We start from the raw sequence: 19,977 nt of genomic DNA, 5'->3' as shown, positions 1-19,977 counted from the left end.
TGGTTCAATAAAGAGCGTGTACATAGTGCACTGGGTTATGTGTCACCTTTTGATTTTGAAGCAATGTACTATGATAAGATTAATCCGTTAGGTCAGGTAGCCTAACTTAAATAAAAAGTCTCCGACAAACCCGGTACGGTTCAAGGTAAAAGATATTAGATTTGTAAAAAAATGCAATAAATTATAAAATTTAGGAAATTAGTCATATTTTAGCGAAAAACATGTATATCAAAGGTGTTGAAATCACACATCAAGATGATAAATTAACATTATCAGTTGCTATTGAAAGTAAGTCTTTAGGCCATAAAACCCTTTGGTTTGCAGTGCCTAAAATTTACGAAAAGCATGTTTGCACTACCCAAATGGATGCATTTTTAGTTGGTATGCTTTTTCCTGCTATGATGTGTGGAGAAGACCTTTATCTTGATGGTGTTGTGTCTAAAAAGTTATTATTTAATGTGAATAAATATGTGATTCCATTATTAATGTCTTTTTCATCCGCAGCTAAAAAGATTACAGTAACTGCAAAAGAATCAAACGAACAAGGTTTTGATAATACAGGTATAGGTACGGGTTTTTCTGGTGGCGTAGACTCTTTTAATGCAATCCATGAGTTATTGGTTAAACAAACAGATCCTACTTTAAAAATTAATACACTTTTATTCTTAAATGTAGGTTCTCATGGGGGTAAGGAAGAAAGTGCAAAGCTTAAATATTTGCAACGATATAATCACCTAAAAAGTTATCCAGAAGAAATTAATTTAGATTATATCCCGATAGATTCGAACCTGCATACTTTCCACCCATGGGGGCATGAGAAAATACATACTTTGACAGGTGTAGCAGGAGTGCTTGTCTTACAAAAACATTTCTCTAAATATTACTATGCCTCTGCTGGTTTTAATTACACTCAAATTATAAATTTTTCGCAAAAATACAGAGACAAAGATGTGGGTATTTATTGCGACCCTATCTTGCTCCCTTTACTTTCTACTGAAAGTACAGAGTTTTATCAAGAGGGCGCTGCCTATTCACGTGTTGATAAAATAGTTGATATCTCTAATTATGAGCCAACATATAGATATTTAAATGTTTGTGTGAGTGGTGATGATACTCATGAAAATTGTTAAGCCTGTGGTAAATGCTTAAGAACCTTATTCGCTTTAGATTTATCGGGTAATCTAGAGAAATATGAAAATATCTTTAATATTGATAAATATAGAAAAATCAAAGGATTTTATATTGCACAACTTGTTAAAGATTCCGAGAAAGATATTTTTGCAAAGAGTTTGATTGAATTGGCTAAAGACAAAAATATTAGACTTCCTAATCTGTTAATGAGTAAAGTTAAATTTTTCTATTATCGAAAAGTGATCAAAAAGCTAAACAAAATGGGTCGTCTTTGAAGTATAGTTGATGAAATTTAAACTTTTACTTTATTAAATTGTTTAAGTCTATTGCTTTGTTTGAAACGTACATAAAAATATACATGTAGCATATAAAGAGACATCATGTATTTTATATATGGCTTAAGTTATTTTATAAAAAAGCTCGCCTTTTGGCGAGCTTTGTCGATGATCCAATACAACTTTATTTTGGAAAAAATGTAATTTTTAAAAGATATCTAGCTTTGCCATTCTACTGACGAAACATCAATATATAGGATTAAGCAAATAAGCTAACATCTGCCCGTGTATATTATGAAGTTTAAGTCAGCAGTGAGACGTTCCATCATCAATTTTATCTTAAAGCGTTTAGGAGTTTTGGATCTTGAACAAGCCAAAAGCAATATTGCAGTTGCCCAAGATCAAGCTATGCATATCAGCCAGCAAGGCGTGTTGCTGATCATTCAATTTGAGGGCTTAAAACTCAACGCCTATTTATGTCCTGCCCAAGTGTGGAGCATTGGTATAGGAACCACCGTTTATCCAAATGGGAAAAGCGTACAAAAAGGCGATACATGTAGTTATGAGCAAGCTTTGCGGTATAAACAACATGATTTAAAACGCTTTGTTCAGGTAGTGAATGAAACTGTATATGTCAAACTTAATCAAAATCAATTTGATGCGTTGGTCTGTTTAGCCTATAACATTGGAGCACAGGCATTTCGCCAATCTAGCTTGGTTAAAAATTTAAATACAGGTGACTATGAGTCAGCGGCGGAGCAATTTTTAGTCTGGAATAAAAGTCGTGGGCAAGTGTTAAACGGCTTGGTGCGACGTCGAGCGCAGGAACGTCAGCTTTTTTTAAGCTGAATAGCTTCAATCTACAGTGATCATTATTTTCAATGATGATTTAAATTCTATATTGTATTGAGTTAGACATGCATCATTGGATGATATATTGCATTTTAGTCAAATACGGCCAACAAAAATGATACTGACGCACATACAGATGTGATGGCAGATTAGCTAGAGTCTAACCATGAAGGAAGATGCGTTGTGAATGATTCAGATCAAGCCGTTAAACCCCATAAAGAATCAAATGATGATAAAGGGAGTCAAGATTCTTATAAAAATACCACCCCTGAAAAGCAACCCAATCAGCAGCCTGAACAACCTATGAAAGAACAAAAGTAATTCATTTTAAAAAAGATCCCGAATATGCGGGATCTTTTTTTGTGTATAAAATATGCAGTGTTAAGTTTTTTACAGGTTTTAGGTCTTGATTGATTCAATTAATATTATATTTTTCAATAAAATTATAGTGTTTTAATACTAAAGTTTTAAATTTTGCTCCATAAAAAACCAATTTAAATACAATTAGATAGAAAAATAATATTCAGACTAATTTGCTAGTCTTTAGTCTTATTGTGCATTAAATATGAGATACGTATATTCGCAGCATGGAATAGAACTTAATAGTTTTTATTAAGTATGGACAAGTACTCATGGGAGATGAGAACGATGAAGACGGACAAAATAGATATTAATCCTATTGTCGATCACGCCAAATTTACGCCTTTTCACTTCAATGTAGTTGCTTGGTGTTTATTAATTATTTTATTTGATGGTTACGATCTTGCGATCAACGGTGTGGTATTGCCCCTGTTGATGGAAGATTGGGGCCTAAGCGCAGTACAAGCTGGTATGCTGGCCAGTACTGCACTTGCTGGTATGATGTTTGGCGCGATGATCTTTGGCTCTTTGGCAGATAAGATCGGTCGTAAAAAAGTCATCATGATTTGTATTGTATTGTTTAGTGGTTTGACCTTTGCTGGTGGTTTTGCCTCAAACCCAACTGAGTTTGGTATTTTACGTTTCCTAGCAGGTTTAGGGATTGGTGGTGTTATGCCAAACCTTGTGGCACTGACCTCTGAATACGCGCCGAAAAAAATGCGCAGTACCTTGGTGACAGGTATGTTCAGTGGTTATGCTGTAGGTGGTGTCATGGCAGCATTATTAGGTTCATGGTTAACCCCAAGTTTTGGTTGGGAAGTCATGTTCTTTATTGCAGGCATTCCATTGTTCTTATTGCCAGTCATTTGGAAATTCTTACCTGAATCTTTAGGTTTTATTGTTAAGCAAAATGACCAAGAACAAGCACGTAAGATTGTAAAACGTATCGCACCAAATGTAACTGTAAATGACAATACTGTCTTTACTTTACCGCAGGAAAATGTCCCTGAAGCTGCTAACGTGGTGAGTTTATTCCGCCGTGGCCGTGCAGTGAACACTTTATTATTTTGGACAGCGTTCTTTACCTGCTTACTGACCATGTATGCTTTAAGCAGCTGGTTACCAAAATTAATGATGGCGGCGGGTTACTCCATGGACAATAGCCTCATGTTTATGATGGTGATGAACGTAGGTGCCGTTGTCGGGATTGTGGGTGGTGGTATCTTAGCGGATCGCTTCCATCTTAAACCTGTATTGATGTTCTTAGGCATCATGGGTGCAATTGTGATGAGTTTGATGGGCTTTCAAAGCAACGAATTCTTACTCTATATCTTGGTATTCTTAGCAGGTGCTGCATCGATTGGTTCACAAATGTTGCTTTATAGCTATGTGGCACAGTACTACCCACTTGCAGTACGTTCAACTGGTATTGGGTGGTCATCAGCGATTGGTCGTATGGGTGCAATTGTAGGTCCAATTTTAATTGGTGGTTTATTAGGCATGAACCTTCCTGCACACTTTAACTTTATTGCAGTAGGTTTACCGGTATTAATTACCGCCATTGCAGTTGCCTTTATTATGAATGAAAAAGACAAAGATAAAATTGAGATTACGGATGCAATCAGCGCCAAAGCTTAAAATAACTTGATGAAAAAGCCTCCGCTAAGGAGGCTTTTTTTTATGGCTGATTACGTGTAATTATGTGCTCAAGGCTCACAAATAACATGCAACTACATGCATGATCTTTCAAGAAAATGTCACCAAAGTGCAGTCTTGTTGTCATCAAGTCAGGTTTAAATAGCCAAAGCTTTAATCACTTGACTTAATTATGAAAAAACTCACCTTATCTTTGCTTACCTTAAGCATGCTGGCGCTAAGCGGTTGTAATGATGATAACGATACTGTATCAGCATCAGCAAAACCGAGTGTCACTGAGCCGACCTTAATTTCATTTGCAAAATTAAAAGTAGATACTTATGCACAAGGCCCCAACTCAGGTGCGTATGTCAAAGGTGCAAATGGCATCTATCCACCATTTATCGGTCAACCTGTACAAGGTTTTTCAGCAGCGTTAAAAAATGCTGATGGGACCTATATGGCCATGTCAGATAATGGCTTTGGCTCACAAGATAATTCAGCCGACTACCTATTACGTATTTACCACATTACCCCTGATTTCCGTAGCAAAGATCAAGGTACTGGTGAAGTTAAAGTGCATAGTTTTATTCAGCTCAAAGACCCAAATGGCTTAATTCCATTTGATATTATCAATGAAAATACACCTGAGCGTTTACTGACAGGTGCGGATTTTGATCCTGAATCAATGCAGCGTGAAGCAGATGGCAGCTTTTGGATTGGTGATGAATTTGGTCCATACCTTTTACACTTCTCCAAAGACGGTGTCTTATTAGATGCACCCATTCCACTACCGCATCCAACTCAAGCAGGGGTTGAGCTTCGTTCACCACAAAACCAACTCAATAAAGCCAATATCAATTACGTTGAGCCTTTAGTGCAACGTAGCGGTGGTTTTGAGGGAATGGCGATTTCACCAGATGGTCAGTATTTGTATCCATTACTTGAAAAGCCTTTAAGCAATGACAGTACCGGTCAACTGATCTTGTCGCAATTTGATCTGAAAAAGAAAGCCTATACTGGTCAATACTATTTATTTGCATTAGATAGCAAAGCTACAGCCATTGGTGATTTCCAATTGTTTAGTGAAACAGAAGGGGTCATTATTGAACGTGATGATACCGAAAATAACCTAGGTGGATACAAAAAGCTCATTAAAGTGAAGCTTAAAGAAGCAGGGCAGCCACTTGAACGTGAGGAAATTGTGAATCTCATGGACATTTCCAATCCAAATTTACTCTATGGCACACCTCGTGATGGAGATATTGCCGTAGGTGAGCATTTTGGTTTCCCATTCCAAACCATTGAAGATTTGATCATTGAAGATGCTAATACATTGACTATTTTTAATGATAATAACTTCCCAGGTTCTTCAGGTCGAAATGCCAAACTTGCCGATGACAATGAAATGATTCAAATTACATTGCCGAAAAAACTCTATTAATAGAGAAAGAAAAAAAGCCAATCTTTTGATTGGCTTTTTTAGTTTAAAAAATAGCCTAAGTATTATATATAGTCATTTTATAAAGATCTATAATCTAAATTTAAACTCGATAGTTAACATCATGACACCTGCTTGCAAAATTCTTAAAGCCAAAAAAATTGATTATTCAATCCACGAGTATCAACATGATCCTCAAGCAAAAAGTTTTGGCTTAGAAGCAGCAGAAAAACTAGGTTTATCTGTACAAGAAGTCTTTAAAACGCTGTTGGTAAGTGATGACAAAAACTATTTTGTTGCGGTACTACCCGTTGAATACCAACTCAATCTTAAAAAAGTCGCCAGTGCTGTAGGCACTAAAAAACTACATATGGCTGACCCTAAAGATGCAGAGCGCTTAACTGGTTATTTGGTTGGCGGCATTAGTCCACTTGGGCAAAAGAAACGCCTAAAAACCGTTATTGATGCCAGTGCTGAGAAACTGGGCAAAATTTATGTCAGTGGCGGCAAACGTGGTTTAGATATTGGTTTAAATCCACAAGACTTAGCGGATGTTTTAGCTGCAAGCTTTGCCGATATCATTGATTGATTTAAAAGCATGCTCTCATAAAAGAGCATGCTTTTTGATTTTAAAGCCCTAATTCTTTACGATATTTAGGCACCAACATATGACTGGCTTTGGCCATACGCGTGATCAATGGAATATTGATCATACCCACGATCGGTAAATACACCACACCTTTTTGACGACCCAAGGTAATGGCCATCATTGGATTGTTCGTTTTGGCCTTATACGTCTTAAGCGCATGTAGTTTGTCTTCGAGTAGACAACGAATATTATGTGCTGCCACAGGAATTTGACCATTAATATGCCAAGCCATCTTATTTTCAGCCAAGTCCGTAATATCGCCTAAAGCAAAAAGTCGAGGATGATGTTTGACTTGTAAGGTATTTTCAACCTGCACTTGTGCACTGGGATTGAGTAGATCAGCAAAGTGTGCCTGTAAATATGTAGTATTGGCACGTCCACCGATACACCACATGAGTAAATCATACGCTATTTGTTGTCCATCTGTTGTCATAGCAACACCTGCTTCGGTGCATACAGTATCTTTAGGATGACTGGCTTGCACAAGCTGGGTATTGGTGAATACTCTAATGCCACGGCGTTTAAAGTCTTGTTGGATGTAAGCACTGACTTTGGCTGTGGTTCCACTGACTAAACGTGTTTTCGATTCAATGATGGTGATGATTTTTTGTGGATAAAGATCATTGATCTCACCGGCAATTTCTACCCCAATAGGGCCGCCACCGACTAAAACAATGTTCTGTGCTTTTTCAATCGCTTTAGAAAAATCTTGATAGAAATTTTGGCGCTGTAATTTAGTTTGACTTTGCCCGCGTACCAAGGAATTAGAAAAATGACTGCCTGTGGCAATGACACTGACATCTGCATGTAATTGAATCTCTTGCCCAGTTTTTAAGCGCACAACACCACTGTAATCAGGATTGAGTTGCATTAAGTGCCCTTGAATATGCTGTACTTTAGGTAAAGCGTGCTTAAAAGGAATAATGGCTTGTTCAGCGAAGTTAGCATCCACCATACTGCGTGGAGTGGCCATAGGAATTTCAAAATATTCATTTGAATCGACTAAGGTGACTGCAAAGCTTTGGCATAGTTTCTTGGCCAAAAAAGTCCCGGCCATACCGCCACCATAGATCACAATACTTTTCAACGTCTTTATCCTTTGCGCTATATCAGCCATCCATCATACGCAATTTTGTTGAGGAGATGGAGAAGAGAATGAACCTACATCAGTTTTGTATAAAGCTGTACAGCCAGCGCTGTTAAACGCTGTCGATTCCGCCCAATTGTTGTGTTGATATGTTGTGCATTGATGCGTTGATAAAACTCACACGCCTGTTGTAATACTGCATAAATTTGACAGTACTGCTGATAACGCTGTAGGTCTTTTTTTGTGATAGATTTTAAGCGGGTAAGATTCATATTGTCATATATATCTGTACGTTTGACTTCACAAGCTAAAGGATTGACTAAAGTACGTTTTAAGACATCAAAACGATTTTCATGCGCGAGTTTGGTGAGGGCATTTAAGGCATCTATGTGCTTTATACCCAGTCCGAGAGCTTTTAAATGTTGGTGCGTCACCCACGTATCTTCTAGGGTATCGTGCAAAATGGCTATGATTTTGGCTTCTATAGTTTTCATCTGATGCATGACACGTAAGGGATGCTGGATATAAGCAAGGCCTGCTTTATCGACTTGGCCATCGTGAGCTTGTTGTGCTAACTGGATCGCTTGAATCAATAGATCATTTGGTAACATTACAGCATACTCAATAGTTAATTTTAATTGACTCATCTTCACAATTTATAGCTTGTATGCAAATACATGGCATTGCTCAAAATCAGCAAATTTTAGTGCAGATAGATTGAAACTTGCACAATTAAAATGCAAGAAATATTCATATTAGGAATATGCAATAAATTTATTCTCTATAACAGTTGTATTTACAAGATTGGCATGTGAATTGCTTTCATTCTAATGAACATGGTTTAAGGAGAATGCAATGAGCTATCCAGAACATTTTGTCATTAAAAAAATGCAATTAATTAATTCAACGATGTGTGAAGTGTATATGCTCAACACCAATAAAAAATCTATGAAAGGTTGGTTAATTCAATGTAGTGCACATCTGTCACATAAATTTTATGAACAGATGAACCAACTGCTGCAATCTGAGCAGCCTTTTCAAGCCCTCATGCAGCTGAAAACTTTACATAAAATTGAGGTCATTCGCTAACAACTTTCTTACCAGCAGGCACATGATGTCCTGCTGGTGCTTTGGCATATCTATATAAAAATCAACAATTTAATAATTATTCTTAAAAGTAAAAAAAATTTCTTAAAACTATAGACGACAGCCTAAAAGTCCGATATAAATTCCTGTAGAGAAATAAATTTTCCTAAAAAGAAATAATTTCTAATTAAATAGATGATCAATGATAAAAATTTATAGGAAGCTGTCGGATGCCACACCATGCTCTTGCCCAATATGTACTGAAAATTCGTTGTCCTGCTGCATCGGGAATTGTGGCTGCAATTAGTGGCTGTCTTGCACAGAACAATTGCTATATCAGTGAAATGGCACAATACGATGATGAAGTGACAGGCTATTTTTTCACCCGAATTGTTTTTCGTTTTAATGATGGCAGTGGGGAAATTGAACAACTCAAACAAAATTTTGACCTCATTAAACAGCAATTTAAAATGCAAGCCGATTTTTATGACTGTGCTTCACCGATGAAATTAATGATTATGGTCAGTAAGTTTGATCATTGTTTTTTAAATTTGTTGTATCGCCATCATAAGGGTGAACTTGATTTTCACATTACCGCAGTGGTGTCGAATCATCTCGACTTGCGTCCAATTGCTGAACGTGAGGGTTTACGTTTCATTTATTTGCCCGTTAATAAAGACACGAAAGCTCAACAAGAGGCTGAATTGTTAAAAATTATTGATGAAACCCAAACTGAATTGGTCATTTTGGCACGTTATATGCAAATTTTGTCCAATGATCTATGTCAACAGTTAGCAGGTCGTGCCATCAATATTCATCATTCTTTCTTACCCGGATTTAAAGGTGCCAAACCGTATCATCAAGCCTTTGAGCGTGGCGTTAAACTCATTGGTGCAACCGCGCATTTTGTTACCGCAGATTTAGACGAGGGTCCAATTATTGAACAAGAGGTACAACGAGTCGATCATGCTTATTTAGCGGATGATCTCGTTTCGGTTGGTCGTGACACCGAAACAGTGGCTTTATCTAAAGCGGTCAAATATTTTGTCGAGCATCGTGTGTTTTTAAATGATCAACGTACGGTGGTGTTCAAATGAATCAAATGCTGAACACTATGCAAAACAAATATATCGATGGTAAAGCGATTGCTGAATCCGTACTGAAAGAAGTCAAAGCTGACGTTGATGATATGAAGACTCAAGGGATTGAACCGTGTCTTGCGGTGATTTTAGTGGGTGAAGATGCCGCCAGTCAGGTCTATGTGCAGCATAAAGTCGCTAAGGCTAAACAGGTTGGAATCCGCTCTTTAGAATTTCGCTTTAATCAAGATAGCACCACCACCGAGCTGCTCAGCAAGATTGATCAGTTAAATCAAGATCCATCGGTACATGGCATTTTAGTGCAGCTGCCGTTACCCCCACAGATTGATGACACCCAAATCCTGCACAAGATCGATCCTTTAAAAGATGTAGACGGTTTTCATCGTGAGAATGTAGGTGGCTTAAGTCAAGGTCAGTGTGTCTTAGCGCCGTGTACACCAATGGGGTGTTTGCGTTTGCTACACGAGACACTAGGTTCTGATTTATCCGGTTTACATGCAGTGATTATTGGACGCTCAAATATTGTAGGTAAACCGATGGCGGCTTTGTTGCTTCAACAACATTGTAGCGTCACAGTCGTACATTCACGCTCTAAGCACTTAGCCGAAACTTGCCAAATGGCAGACATTTTGGTGGCCACTGTCGGACAGCCCAAATTGGTCAAGGCTGATTGGATCAAACCGAATGCAGTGGTGATTGATGTAGGCATTAATCGCATGACAGTAGACAACCAAAGCCGTCTAGTGGGAGATGTTGATTTTGAGGATGTGTTGCCGATCGCGCAAGCGATCACCCCAGTACCCGGCGGTGTTGGACCTATGACAATTGCTTATCTAATGAAAAATACACTCGCTGCTGCACGTATGCAGTCGCTATGACTTTAAAAAATAAAATAATGGCACATGATAATAATGCCGTGGAGGACAATCATGCCACTTGGTTTGCTCAAATATGGATTTAGTAATGACTATCCGATTGAAGTTGATTTACCTGCACCGAAAGCGCTGAAAAAACGCTATGACGTGGTGATTATTGGTGGCGGTGGGCATGGCCTCGCAATTGCCTATTACCTTGCAAAATATCAAGGCATTACCAATGTTGCTGTACTGGAAAAATCCTATTTAGGTGGCGGCAATACGGCACGTAATACTGCGGTGATTCGTTCCAATTATTTAACCTCTGAGGGGGTAAAGTTTTATTCTGAATCGGTGGATTTATTTAAAAATCTATCTAATGAATTTGACTTTAACATCATGTATTCAGAGCGTGGTCAGTTAACCCTTGCTCATACCGATGCAACCGTGCGGGCATTTCGACAACGTGCTGAAGTGAATAAACATTTCGGTGGTCGTACTGAAATGATTGATCGCAAGCAAATTAAGGAATTAGTGCCGTGTTTAAATTTAGATCCTGCACATTTACCCGTCTTAGCAGGCCTATGGCATATGGACGGCGCAACAGCACGCCATGATGCTGTGGCATGGGGCTATGCCAAAGAGGCAGCCAAGCGTGGCGTCGAAATTCATCAATTGACCGAAGTCCAAGATTTTGTGGTCAACCGCAATCAAGTGACAGCGGTGAAGACCAATCGCGGCAGCATTGAATGCGGTTGTGTGGTGCAAGCGGTGGCAGGTACTTCAAGTTTATTAATGAATAAACTCAAGATTCGCTCACCCATTCAGACCTTTCCATTACAAGCCATGGTTTCACAGCCCTTTAAACCCTTTCTTAACCCTTTGGTGAGTTCATCAGCCCTGCATTGCTATGTTCAACAAACCAGTCGAGGGGAAATTGTGTTTGGAGGTGGTTCAGATCCGTATCCTTTGTACAACACACGCTCGACTTTAGATTTAAAAGAAAGTTTGTTGGCACATGCCATTGAGATGTTTCCGTTTATGGCCAATGTGAAACTCATGCGTCAATGGGCAGGCATGACCGATATGACCCCAGATTACAGTCCAATTATGGGGCAGTCGCCCTATGACAATTATTACTTGGATGCAGGTTGGGGCACATGGGGCTTTAAAGCCACGCCAATTTGCGGCAAGACCATGGCAGAACTTGTAGCCACAGGTCGTACCCCAGATTTAATTAAGCCCTTTGAACTGTCACGTTTTAGTCGTTTTCAACAAGTCAATGAAATGGGCGCTACAGCGGCCAGCCACTAAGGAGTCAAGAACATGAAGATGATGCGTTGCCCTTTAAATGGCTTAAGAAATATCAGTGAATTTAGTTATGGGGGTGAACTCAAACACATGCCAGATCAAAATACCTGCACAGATGAAGCTTGGGCAGATTATGTATTCAATAAAAATAATACGGCAGGCATTGTTTTAGAGTGGTGGATGCATACCCCAAGCAGTTATTGGTTTATTGCTGAGCGTCATACCGTAACGGATGAAATGATCCGTACCTTTGATCCTCAAGAAATTTTTAATCAACGTGTGGAATTTACACAAGCCACAGTTGCTGAAAAAACACCTGTATCAGAAAAACAAGGAGCGTTGGCATGACATCTTACACAACACGGCTACCGTTGCCTTATGGTAGTCAAATTGACCGCAGTCAACCGATTCAATTTTCTTTTGATGGGCAACAATTTGAGGGCTATGCCGGAGACACTTTAGCGAGTGCTTTAATTGCCAACCAACGTTGGATCATGTCGCGCTCATTTAAGTATCATCGTCCACGTGGACCTTTAACCATGGCCGGTCAAGATGCCAACACCTTGATACAACTGCCACAAGAACCCAATGTTTTAGCCGATCAACTTGCTTTAGTGCCTGGTATGTCGGCAACAGGACAAAATTACAGCGGATCATTAACCAAAGATTCTGATGCGTTTTTGGGTAAATTTTCCAAATTTATGCCGGTTGGATTTTACTATCGTTCCTTTTATAAACCGAAAGGAGCATGGAAACTGTGGGAAGCCGTCATTCGCAAAAAAGCTGGACTTGGGGTGGTTGATTTAAACTTTGAGCCTGAATATTACGATAAGGCCTACTTATTTACCGATGTTGCTATTATTGGCGCAGGTCCTGCTGGTCTACAAGCTGCCCTTACAGCAGCTGAAGCAGGACTTAAAGTTTTGCTCATTGAGCAAGATCCTATGTTGGGTGGGAGTTTATTGTATGCACGTTTTGATCTTAGCGGTCAAAAAGCACAAGCAATAGCCCAATCATTGATTGCCCAAGTAGAACAACATCCCAATATTACCGTTTTAACCCAGTCTGTATGTAATGCTTGGTTCACTGATCATTATTTACCAGTGATTCAAGGCAAACGCATGTATAAAGTGCGTGCGCAGCAATGTATTGTGGCCAGTGGTAGTTTTGATCAGCCGGTGATTTTTAGAAATAATGATTTACCTGGCGTGATGCTGACCAGTGCCGTACAGCGCTTAATTAAACTCTACGGGGTACAGCCGGGTAAAAAAACCGTGATTTTAACCGGACATGATGACGGGTATCGAGCCGCATTAGAACTCCTGGATGCTGGCCTTGAGATTACAGCTTTGGTTGATTTGCGTCCAAAGGCTATTGATCAAACCTTACAACAGACCCTACAAAAACGCGGAGTAGCACTTTATCTAGAAAGCACCGTGTTTGAAGCACTGCATGATAAAGGCATGCAACACGTTACAGGGGTTGATATTCGTCCGATTATTGCACAGGGACAAGTCTCTGCACACAGCACAAAAATTACCTGTGATGTCGTGGCTATGTCATCAGGCTATATGCCAGTTTACCAATTACTCTGTCAAGCGGGTGCGAAACTCAGCTATAACGATACAACGGCACAGTTTCAGATTAGTGGTTTGCCTCAAGGCTTACATGTTACAGGCTCTGTGGCTGGGATTCATCACATCGACCAGGTCTTAGAACATGCAACGCATATTGCTCACATGGTCAATGCTGAAATCTTAGGCCAGCCCAATTCAAAGGTAACTTTAGACTTTAATGAAGCCAGCTTGAATTTTCCATGGCCGATATTCGAGCACCCTAAAGGCAAAGAATTTGTGGATTATGATGAGGATCTACAGATTCGTGACATTATTAATGCCACCAAATCTGGTTATCGTGATGTGCAATTGGTGAAACGCTTTTCCACCGTAGGAATGGGACCATCGCAAGGGCGTCATTCAGCATTGCCTACAGCACGTCTGGTGGCTAAATATACTGAGCGTAGTGTTAGTGAAACCGGCGTAACTACTGCTCGTCCGCCATTTACTGCCGAGAAACTTGCCCATATTGCCGGGCGTGGCTTTGACCCTTATCGTCAGACACCGATGCACCAACGTCATGTGGCTTTAGGTGCACATATGATTCCTGCGGGGAATTGGCAACGTCCTGCTTATTATGGTGATTCTGCTCAGCGTTTAGCGCATATTCAAGCAGAAGCAAAAAACGTTCGCCAAAATGTGGGCATCATTGATGTATCTACCTTAGGCGGTTTAGATATTCGTGGTGCAGACAGTGCCGAGTTTTTAAATCGATTATATACCTTTGCTTTTGCAAAATTACCTGTAGGTAAAACCCGTTATGCAGTCATGGCTGCAGAAGATGGTGTGGTGATTGATGATGGTGTAGCGGCACGCTTAAGTGAACAGCATTTTTATGTCACGGCGACAACGAGTGGTGTTGATCGTATTTATCAACAAATGCTGAAGTGGAATGCACAGTGGCGTTTAAATGTGGACATCACCAATGTCACTACCGCATTTGCTGCCGTCAATATTGCAGGCCCGCAAGCAAGACAAGTCATGCAGGCGGTATGTCATGATGTGGATTTGAGCAATGCGGCTTTTCCTTATTTAGGGGTACGACTTGCGACCATTGCCAATATTCCAGTGCGTTTGATGCGTGTCGGCTTTGTCGGTGAGCTAGGCTACGAAATTCATTATCCCGCACGTTATGGGGAGTATCTTTGGGATCTGCTCATGCAAGCTGGTCAAGCGTTTAACATGCAACCGTTTGGTGTAGAAACGCAGCGTTTATTACGTTTGGAAAAGGGCCATATTATCATCAGCCAAGATACCGATGGCATGACGCACCCCGAAGAATGTGATTTAAGTTGGGCTGTAGCGAAATCTAAGCCTTGGTTTGTGGGTAAGCGCTCCATTGAAATTTTGGCTTCGCAACCGCTAAAACGTAAATTGGTGACTTTTGTGTTAGATAAAAATCAACCTCAGCCTTTAGAAGGACATATTGTGCTTGAAGGCGACGACATCTCGGGCAATATCACCTCTTGTGAATATTCACCCACCCTAGATCAAACTATTGGGATGGCTTACGTTGGCATTGAACAGAGCCATGAAGGACAGACCTTTCCGATTCGTGTAGAGGGGGGCAAAGTGGTACATGCCACCGTGGTGAAAGCGCCATTTTATGATCCGAACAACCAACGTCAGGAGATTTAAGCGATGCAAGAATTATATCAAGCTGAACGTAGTCTAATTCAGGCACATGTCGGGAATTATCAAGCCTATGGTTCGGGTAAACATTTCCTGACCACAGCACACGACCAACAGGCTATCGAGCATTGTGCACTCATCGATTTAACTCATTTATCCCGTGTTGGGTTTCGCGGGCAAGACAGCGCTAATTATTTAAAAGAGCTAGGCTTTCAGTTGCCTGAAAAAGCGAACTTTTCTATACAACAAGAAAATGGTACGTTGGTTGCACGTTTATCAGCAACTGAATATCTCATCTTAGGTGGTTTGAGTGATTTTGGTGAGTCTGTTGCTCAACTTGAAGCGCATTGGTCAATGACAGAGAAGCAAATTTTTTTATTACCGCGTCAAGATAGTCATGCATGGTTGCAATTGACAGGGATTCATATTGCACAAGTGATGGCAAAACTCTGTGCCGTAGACTTAAATGCAGCATCATTTTTACCGGGACACGTGGTACAAACGTCAATTGCACGGATTAATGCGATTATTGTGAACGTCAGTGATGAATATACCCCGAAATTTAACATCTTATATGACCGTGCTGCCGCAGTGTACTTATGGGATGTTCTGGTTGATGCAATCCGTGAGTTTGATGGTCAGGTCGTCGGAGTGAATGCGTTAATCAGCTAAAATTTTCATCTAATATTATGAAGGGATAATGTTGCACATTGTCCCTTTTTATGATGTTCATAAGACCTACCTTTTTAGCCCAATGGATCCCTTATTTTTGGGGACTGCAATGTTACGTATACAAATTCGAATGACTCAATTTGTTGTCTGTACGAAATTTTTAGGATTTAAAATAAAAATCTATCATAAGTGCGAGAATGCATTTAGCGTTGTAGTGCGACTCATATTTGAAAACGTCAATCAAGCTTATACCACATAAACATCTTCGTACTGTGCTGAGACACTGCAAATTATTCGAAATGTGGCGCAGCTTTGAGAATAAAAATAAGGAAATGTAAAAGCTGTTTAAATCCTCATAATCGCGATTTAAACAGCTCTAAAGACATATCAGCGTTTGGGCTTAAACATATAAGGGTAGGAATGAGTCTCTTTTAAGGGCGTAAGAAATCAATGATTATAAGCATTTTCATTATGGTCAACTTTATCAAGACCGATTTGTTCTTGTTCAAGATCCGCACGTAATGGAATAATTTTATCTACGATTTTAAACAAAAGCCAAGACAATATACCCACATACAAGAAAGTAAATACAATACTGGCAATTTGTGCCAACACTTGAGTGATGATATGAATGCCCTCAATATTGCCACCGAGTGCAGGAATACAAAAAATACCTGCTAAAATACAGCCGACAATCCCACCCACGCCATGGACTGAAAACACATCCAAAGCATCATCAATCCCTAACTTAGGTTTCAGTAGTGTAATCGCATAGAAGACAGCAATACTGGCAATAAAACCGATCGCAATTGCACCAAAAGGTCCGACATAAGCAGCAGCGGGGGTAATCCCAACTAAGCCTCCAATTGCACCTGATGCTAACCCTAATGCAGTGACATGACCTGAAGAGAATTTTTCCAGCATCATCCAACCTAAGATTCCACCGAGTGTCGCTAACATCGTGGTCATAAAGATTAAAGCAGCGGACGCATCCACGGCCAGTGCGGAACCCACATTAAAGCCAAACCATCCCACCCAAAGTAAGGCTGCACCAATGAGGACAAAAACCACATTATGCGGCGGATTAGGGGCATGTTGTCGTCGACCAAGCACCATCGCCCCCACTAATGCAGTGACACCGGCGCCAATATGCACAGCTGTACCACCGGCAAAGTCGAGTACGCCCCAATTGTGAAATAGGGCACCATCACCACCCCAAACCATATGTGCCATAGGGCCATAAACGATCACGGTCCACAGACCCGAAAATAACACCATTGCGCCAAATCGCATACGTTCAGCCATACCTCCCATGGCAATCGCTGGTGTGATCATGGCAAAGGTCATTAAAAATACAATAATAATGTATTCAGGAATCCCACCTGCCATACTTTGCGGGGTAATTCCTGTTAAAAATGCGCTCTTGAATCCACCAACAAAACTACTCAAATTATAGACATGCGCTTGCATACCTGTGGTATCGGTTGCAAGGCTATAGACAATCACTACCCATAAGATGCCAACAACACTCGCAATTGCAAAAAATTGACTAAATACCGACAGGATATTCTTAGCACGGACCATACCGCCATAGAATAATGCTAAACCAGGAATAAACATCAATAACACGATCACAATAGAGACCATCACCCACACTGTCGCAGGGCCATCGATGCTTTGGGCTGCAAATAATGTGGTGGGGGATAAGAGTACAATCAGCATGAATAATTGTTTTAAATAGCTGCTCAACATGAATAGCTCCTTCATGATATGAATTTATATTACTAATAGGAAAAATAATTTCATAAAAGGAAAAGCAATTTATATACCATGAATTTTATTTTTCTATTCATATTCATATATTTAATTTTGATTGAGCCGGATGAAAATCTCTAAAATAACTTGAGCTTAAAAAGAAAGCTATACCTCAAAAGCAATAGGAAGGAGATATTGGTCGCTCGAGTTGTGCAGCGACCAAGTCCATGAATATGGTTAAGATGTCGTGCTATCACCATAGTTGACCATAGAAATCAGACGGATAGGAACTTGAATCAATTCAGCAGGTCCATGTGGAATTTCACCTTCTAAGGTCAGGCAGTCACCCGCTTGTAGATGAAAGATTTCATCACCATGGCGGTATTTAATTTCACCCTCTAAAACATATAAAAGTTCTGTCCCAGGATGCGCGAAGGTTGGAAACTCTTCACTGGCATCATCCATGGTCACCAAATACGCTTCAAAGTTTTTACGTGGCCCACGTGAATGTGTGAGGAGATGATAAGTATGACCTTTTTCAGTCCCACGGCGTACCACTTCCATTCCTTCACCTGCTTTGACCAACATCGCTTGGCTTTCTTGATTGTCATACTGACTAAATAAAGTCGATAATGGGATGCCCAGAACTTCACATAACCGACTTAATGTTTCTAAACTAGTAGACACTTGTGCATTTTCAATTTTACTGAGCATGCCTTGACTAATATCGGCAATTTGCGCGACTTCGGCGAGTTTTAAGCCTTGCTCCTGACGGTAACGTTTAATTTGAATGCCAATATACTGTTCTAACTTTAAATTATTTTTACCTTGTCTCATTTTAGGTCAACTCGCACTATTTTGAATCTTCATGCTGCTCAAATTTTATAAAAATTAAATGGCAGGCCCATCGTAATTGAATCAATTTATAAGAAAAATTTATTCCTAACAAGAATATTAAGTGTTTTAGCAGAAAATCACAATTTATTTTGGCTTTGCTGAAAGTTGGCAAGGGAATTGCTTTCTTAATAAGAAAGAAAGTTTCTTAATTTGAATAATGTGGCTTTTATAGTCTTTGCATGATTCAAGCCAAATCTCATTTTTTGTCATATGAGGAGTATGTCAAATATGTTGCAGCAGGCCATACAAGAGTTCTTTGATGAAGAACCAGACATGATAACAAAGGCCAAGTACCGTCCAGAAGTACAAAAGGTCATTGATGAGCATCAATTAAAATATGTGTTAGCACAGTTTGTAGATATTCATGGTGCAGCAAAAACCAAGTCAGTGCCTATTTCGGGTTTAAAAGCCATTGAAGGCGCAGGGGTTGGGTTTGCAGGTTTTGCCATCTGCGGCATGGGGATGCAACCGCATGGCCCAGATTTTATGGTCAAAGGAAATCTTTCCCAACTCACCCCTGTGCCATGGCAGCCCGGTTATGGACGAGTGGTGTGTGAGGGCTATGTCAATGGTCAGCCACATGCTTATGATTCACGTTATGTGTTACGCAAGCAAGTCGAGCGTTTAGCTGAAAAAGGTTGGACCTTAAATACCGGCTTAGAACCTGAATTTAGTCTGTTTCGCCGTGATGAAAGCGGCAAGCTGACCCTAGTCGACCATTCAGATAACTTAGATAAACCGTGTTATGACTATAAAGGCTTATCACGTTCACGTGAATTTTTAGAGCGCTTAACAGAAGCCTTGATTCCTGTCGGTTTCGATATTTATCAGATTGATCACGAAGATGCCAATGGTCAGTTTGAAATTAACTATACTTATAGTGATGCTTTAAATTCTGCCGATATGTTTACCTTCTTCCGCATGGCTGCAGGTGAAATTGCCAATGATTTAGGTATGGTGTGTTCATTTATGCCAAAGCCCGATCCAAAACGTGCTGGCAATGGTATGCACTTTCATCTGTCGATCGCTAGTGCTGAGTCAAGTAACTTATTTCATGATGACACCGACCCACAAGGGATGGGCTTATCGAAAATGGCCTATCACTTTATTGCAGGTTTACTTGCACATGGACCAGCCTTATGTGCCTTTTGTGCACCGACGGTAAATTCCTATAAACGCTTAGTGGTGGGTCGATCACTTTCAGGTGCAACATGGGCCCCCGCATTTATTGCCTATGGCTCAAACAATCGCTCAGCGATGGTACGTATTCCTTATGGACGTATTGAGTTACGTCTGCCAGATGCAGGCTGTAATCCATATTTGGTCTCTGCAGCGATCATCGCAGCCGGCCTAGATGGAATTGAACGTCAACTGACCCCACCGCCTGCCTGTAATGAAAATTTATATACTTTGTCGTTAGAGGAGATTGCCGCACGAGGTATTGGCACTTTGCCACAATCGCTCAAAGAAGCCATTGATGCCCTCAAACAAAACCCACTGTTTAAACAACAGTTAGGTGCTGAAATTGTCGATGAGTTTATTCATCAAAAGAGTATGGAATGGGTCGAATACAGCCGTCATGTATCCGATTGGGAAGTACAACGTTATACCGAATTTTTCTAAA

General features: G+C 40.1%; 18 protein-coding genes. 14 read left to right on the top strand and 4 right to left on the bottom strand.

Going from position 1 to position 19,977, the window contains the following annotated elements; all coding sequences use genetic code 11:
- Positions 1-221 precede the first annotated feature (221 nt).
- The 6 genes from Q0Z55_RS07495 (at position 222) to ybaK (ending at position 6,283) form a co-directional block, all read left to right on the top strand.
- On the top strand, positions 222-1,130 hold the full coding sequence (locus Q0Z55_RS07495) for a hypothetical protein (protein ID WP_297426480.1): 909 nt from the start codon (positions 222-224) through the stop codon (positions 1,128-1,130).
- Between the two features lie 684 nt (positions 1,131-1,814).
- Complete coding sequence (locus Q0Z55_RS07490; protein ID WP_297426486.1) at positions 1,815-2,255, top strand: lysozyme; 441 nt, start codon at positions 1,815-1,817, stop codon at positions 2,253-2,255.
- Between the two features lie 186 nt (positions 2,256-2,441).
- Positions 2,442-2,579: a hypothetical protein gene (locus Q0Z55_RS07485; RefSeq protein ID WP_297426477.1), complete on the top strand. Its 138-nt coding sequence runs from the start codon at positions 2,442-2,444 to the stop codon at positions 2,577-2,579.
- A 327-nt stretch (positions 2,580-2,906) separates the two neighbouring features.
- Positions 2,907-4,256, top strand: a complete 1,350-nt coding sequence (locus tag Q0Z55_RS07480) for an aromatic acid/H+ symport family MFS transporter (protein ID WP_297426474.1) — start codon at positions 2,907-2,909, stop codon at positions 4,254-4,256.
- 187 nt (positions 4,257-4,443) lie between these two features.
- Positions 4,444-5,697 (top strand): esterase-like activity of phytase family protein, encoded by a 1,254-nt coding sequence (locus Q0Z55_RS07475; RefSeq protein WP_297426483.1) that lies wholly within the window; start codon positions 4,444-4,446, stop codon positions 5,695-5,697.
- A 121-nt stretch (positions 5,698-5,818) separates the two neighbouring features.
- Entirely contained in the window at positions 5,819-6,283 is a 465-nt protein-coding gene (ybaK, locus tag Q0Z55_RS07470; RefSeq protein ID WP_297426471.1) for a Cys-tRNA(Pro) deacylase, read from the top strand.
- 40 nt (positions 6,284-6,323) lie between these two features.
- On the opposite strand, the gene Q0Z55_RS07465 is transcribed toward ybaK, so the two are convergent.
- Together Q0Z55_RS07465 and Q0Z55_RS07460 are read right to left on the bottom strand one after the other, a co-directional pair.
- Complete coding sequence (locus tag Q0Z55_RS07465; protein WP_297426468.1) at positions 6,324-7,430, bottom strand: FAD-dependent oxidoreductase; 1,107 nt, start codon at positions 7,428-7,430, stop codon at positions 6,324-6,326.
- Positions 7,431-7,504: 74 nt separating this feature from the next.
- Complete coding sequence (locus Q0Z55_RS07460; protein WP_366806848.1) at positions 7,505-8,077, bottom strand: guanosine-3',5'-bis(diphosphate) 3'-pyrophosphohydrolase; 573 nt, start codon at positions 8,075-8,077, stop codon at positions 7,505-7,507.
- 208 nt (positions 8,078-8,285) lie between these two features.
- Here Q0Z55_RS07460 and Q0Z55_RS07455 point away from each other — a divergent pair, with 208 nt between their 5' ends.
- The 7 genes from Q0Z55_RS07455 to Q0Z55_RS07425 all read left to right on the top strand — a co-directional run bounded on the left by Q0Z55_RS07455 (position 8,286) and on the right by Q0Z55_RS07425 (position 15,701).
- Entirely contained in the window at positions 8,286-8,519 is a 234-nt protein-coding gene (locus tag Q0Z55_RS07455; RefSeq protein ID WP_297426466.1) for a hypothetical protein, read from the top strand.
- Positions 8,520-8,746: 227 nt separating this feature from the next.
- On the top strand, positions 8,747-9,613 hold the full coding sequence (gene purU / locus Q0Z55_RS07450; protein ID WP_297426463.1) for a formyltetrahydrofolate deformylase: 867 nt from the start codon (positions 8,747-8,749) through the stop codon (positions 9,611-9,613).
- Positions 9,610-10,494: a bifunctional 5,10-methylenetetrahydrofolate dehydrogenase/5,10-methenyltetrahydrofolate cyclohydrolase gene (gene folD, locus Q0Z55_RS07445; RefSeq protein WP_297426459.1), complete on the top strand. Its 885-nt coding sequence runs from the start codon at positions 9,610-9,612 to the stop codon at positions 10,492-10,494. The genes purU and folD overlap by 4 nt, the downstream gene beginning before the upstream one ends.
- Positions 10,495-10,545: 51 nt before the next feature.
- On the top strand, positions 10,546-11,784 hold the full coding sequence (locus Q0Z55_RS07440; RefSeq protein WP_297426456.1) for an FAD-dependent oxidoreductase: 1,239 nt from the start codon (positions 10,546-10,548) through the stop codon (positions 11,782-11,784).
- Positions 11,785-11,796: 12 nt separating this feature from the next.
- Entirely contained in the window at positions 11,797-12,129 is a 333-nt protein-coding gene (locus Q0Z55_RS07435) for a sarcosine oxidase subunit delta (protein WP_297426453.1), read from the top strand.
- The gene (locus Q0Z55_RS07430; protein WP_297426449.1) at positions 12,126-15,035 is read left to right on the top strand and encodes a 2Fe-2S iron-sulfur cluster-binding protein; all 2,910 of its coding nucleotides are present in this window, start codon (positions 12,126-12,128) and stop codon (positions 15,033-15,035) included. The genes Q0Z55_RS07435 and Q0Z55_RS07430 overlap by 4 nt, the downstream gene beginning before the upstream one ends.
- A 3-nt stretch (positions 15,036-15,038) precedes the next feature.
- Positions 15,039-15,701, top strand: a complete 663-nt coding sequence (locus Q0Z55_RS07425; protein ID WP_297426447.1) for a sarcosine oxidase — start codon at positions 15,039-15,041, stop codon at positions 15,699-15,701.
- A gap of 447 nt (positions 15,702-16,148) precedes the next feature.
- Here the strand turns inward: Q0Z55_RS07425 and Q0Z55_RS07420 are convergent, their stop codons facing one another.
- Both Q0Z55_RS07420 and Q0Z55_RS07415 read right to left on the bottom strand, forming a co-directional pair.
- Positions 16,149-17,453, bottom strand: a complete 1,305-nt coding sequence (locus tag Q0Z55_RS07420; protein WP_297426444.1) for an ammonium transporter — start codon at positions 17,451-17,453, stop codon at positions 16,149-16,151.
- Between the two features lie 240 nt (positions 17,454-17,693).
- A complete protein-coding gene (locus Q0Z55_RS07415) occupies positions 17,694-18,293 on the bottom strand; it encodes a helix-turn-helix domain-containing protein (protein ID WP_297426441.1) in 600 nt (199 codons plus the stop codon).
- 288 nt (positions 18,294-18,581) lie between these two features.
- On the opposite strand from Q0Z55_RS07415, the gene glnT reads away from it, so the two are divergent.
- Entirely contained in the window at positions 18,582-19,976 is a 1,395-nt protein-coding gene (gene glnT, locus Q0Z55_RS07410; protein ID WP_366806849.1) for a type III glutamate--ammonia ligase, read from the top strand.
- Position 19,977 lies beyond the last annotated feature (1 nt).

The organism is uncultured Acinetobacter sp., from assembly GCF_947626835.1.
In the GTDB taxonomy this organism is placed as follows: Bacteria; Pseudomonadota; Gammaproteobacteria; order Pseudomonadales; family Moraxellaceae; genus Acinetobacter.
The sequence above is the reverse complement of the archived record's forward strand: the minus strand, read 5'-3'. Positions and strand labels throughout refer to the sequence as shown.